Origin of the sequence: Campylobacter sp. TTU-622 (assembly GCF_016598965.1) — a bacterium.
Classification (GTDB): domain Bacteria; phylum Campylobacterota; class Campylobacteria; order Campylobacterales; family Campylobacteraceae; genus Campylobacter_D.
Genome location: NZ_JAENKR010000132.1, coordinates 1 through 2,258, shown reverse-complemented (window position 1 = coordinate 2,258; position 2,258 = coordinate 1). Strand labels below are relative to the sequence as shown.

Annotated in this window: 4 protein-coding genes; 3 read left to right on the top strand and 1 reads right to left on the bottom strand. The window is 25.7% G+C overall.

Annotation, left to right across the window (positions count from 1 at the left end; translation table 11 throughout):
- The first annotated feature begins 306 nt into the window (after positions 1-306).
- The 3 genes from rpsO (at position 307) to JG677_RS07825 (ending at position 2,114) form a co-directional block, all read left to right on the top strand.
- Positions 307-579 carry a 30S ribosomal protein S15 gene (rpsO, locus tag JG677_RS07835; RefSeq protein WP_131163377.1) on the top strand — a complete coding sequence of 91 codons (273 nt, stop codon included), beginning with the start codon at positions 307-309 and terminating at the stop codon, positions 577-579.
- A gap of 75 nt (positions 580-654) precedes the next feature.
- Positions 655-1,530 carry a tRNA 5-methoxyuridine(34)/uridine 5-oxyacetic acid(34) synthase CmoB gene (cmoB, locus tag JG677_RS07830; protein WP_200286079.1) on the top strand — a complete coding sequence of 292 codons (876 nt, stop codon included), beginning with the start codon at positions 655-657 and terminating at the stop codon, positions 1,528-1,530.
- A 2-nt stretch (positions 1,531-1,532) separates the two neighbouring features.
- The gene (locus JG677_RS07825) at positions 1,533-2,114 is read left to right on the top strand and encodes a hypothetical protein (protein WP_200286076.1); all 582 of its coding nucleotides are present in this window, start codon (positions 1,533-1,535) and stop codon (positions 2,112-2,114) included.
- Here JG677_RS07825 and JG677_RS07820 read toward each other — a convergent pair.
- Positions 2,115-2,258 (bottom strand): hypothetical protein (locus JG677_RS07820; RefSeq protein ID WP_200286074.1); only part of this gene is annotated, 144 nt, incomplete at its 5' end.

Below are 2,258 nucleotides of genomic sequence, written 5' to 3'. Positions count from 1 at the left end.
GTTCTAAATCTTCCTTATCTAAAGAAAATAAAGAAATATCTTTTACTCCTATAAAAATACTTATTATAGATAAAATAAAAAGCATTGATAATAAAACTCTTAGTTTTATAAAACAACTAAACAAAAATTTCCTTAATTAAAATAATGATAATAATTATTAAAAAATTATATACTATTTTTCTAAATTTTTTATAAAAATGATATTAATTTTCAATAAATATTTTAATATATATTTAATAAATTCAGTTTATTTTTTGATTTTATAGGTATAATACCAGTTTTAAATATACCAATCAGGAGGTCAAAATGGCTTTAGATTCGGCTAAAAAAGCAGAAATTATTGCTAAATTTGCTAAAAAATCAGGAGATACAGGCTCTACAGAAGTTCAAGTTGCACTTTTAAGTGCTAGAATTTCAGAATTAACTGAACATTTAAAAATCTACAAAAAAGATTTCTCTTCACGTTTAGGTCTTTTAAAACTTGTAGGACAAAGAAAAAGGCTTTTATCCTACCTTAAGAGAAAAGATCATAATAGTTATATAAAACTTATTAACGAACTTAAACTTAGAGATAAATAATTTTTAATTATTCTTGGGATTTGCCTATAAATCCCAAATTCTTTTATAGCCTTTTCTTTTTATATAAGGAATGTCATGAAAACAAAATCCTTAGAAAAACAATTGAAAAAAAATCATTTATATGCTTCAATACAAAAAATTAAAAAATTAAACTTAAATTCCAAATTTTTTACTACAAGAAGCATAAACATAAAAACAAATCAAAAAGTAAAAGAGCAAATTAAACAGATTGCAATAGAATTAAAACCCTGGAGAAAAGGTCCTTTTAAAATTGATGACCTTTTCATAGATTCTGAATGGCAAAGTTTTATAAAATTTAATATATTAAAACCTTTCATGAAAGATATTGAAGATAAAGTTGTTGCAGATGTTGGATGTAACAATGGTTATTATATGTTTAAAATGTTAAAATACAATCCAAAAAAGATTGTAGGTTTTGATCCTTCTATAAAATACAAATTGCAATTTGAGCTTATTAACGCTTTAGCTAAAACAGATATTAAATTTGAACTTTTAGGAGTTGAAGATTTACCAAGCTATCATCATAAATTTGATGTTATTTTTTGTCTAGGTGTGATTTATCACCGCAGTGATCCCGTTAAAATGCTAAAACAATTAAAACAAAGTCTTAACAAAGATGGAATTGTATTTTTAGATACTATGTTTATTAAAGACAAAAGGGAGGTTGCTTTAATTCCTAGAAAAACTTATTCTAGAATATCAAATATTTTTTTCATTCCGTCGATATTAGGTCTAAGAAATTGGTGCGAACGTGCTGGATTTAAAGAATTTGAAATTTTGGCTATTAAAAAAACAACTAAAAATGAACAAAGAAAAACAGAGTGGATTGACTCTTATTCTTTGGAAAATTTTTTAGATCCAAACAATCATAATTTAACTTATGAAGGTTATGAGTCACCTAAAAGAATTTATGTAAAATTAAAGGTCTGATAATGGCAAAAAAAGATAATTTTGAAGAGTATGCTCAATTAGAAGAATATGCATCACAAGAAGACATATCACGCATTAAAACAGAACTTGTAACATGTCCTGATTTAAATAATTCTCTTTCTGGAACCATTATTGAACTTTCAAAAAACTATGCAAAATCAATCTTAATTACCTCTCCAGAAATGATAGTAGATAATCAAGGACTTATATTTGATGCGTTTATTTTTTCTGCAGCAAATTATGTTGCACAAGCTGCTATAAACAAAGAATATTCTGTTCTAATAAGTTCAAAATGCTTTTTTTATGCCCCTTTAAAACTAGGAGATATTTTAGAACTTGAAGCTCATGCTCTTTTTGATGATTCATCTAAAAAAAGAGAAGTTAAAATTATAGGACATGTGAGTGAAATTAAAGTTTTTGAAGCAAATTTACAAATTGTTACTATGGATGATCATATATTTAAACTCAAAAGACCTCCTTCTAGTACAATAAAACAAGAAACTAAGGCAAATGAAAAAGAAACTAGTGCAAATGCAAACCCAGAAGCAATGGCTGCAACATTAATGGCTTCAATGGGAAAATAGTTATTTTGGATCCAAGGGAAGATCAACCCAATTATTAGGACATTCTTTATGGTAAATTCCACTTGCATCATAGTATTCCTTACAATCACTATAATACCTATTTGAAATTCCTCTTTCATTTACAAAACATCCAGAAAATAATAC

Bases quoted from the DNA above. Each gene is read 5' to 3' on its own strand.
- rpsO (WP_131163377.1), top strand. From the start codon at position 307: ATGGCTTTAGATTCGGCTAAAAAAGCAGAAATTATTGCTAAATTTGCT.
- JG677_RS07825 (WP_200286076.1), top strand. From the start codon at position 1,533: ATGGCAAAAAAAGATAATTTTGAAGAGTATGCTCAATTAGAAGAATAT.
- cmoB (WP_200286079.1), top strand. From the start codon at position 655: ATGAAAACAAAATCCTTAGAAAAACAATTGAAAAAAAATCATTTATAT.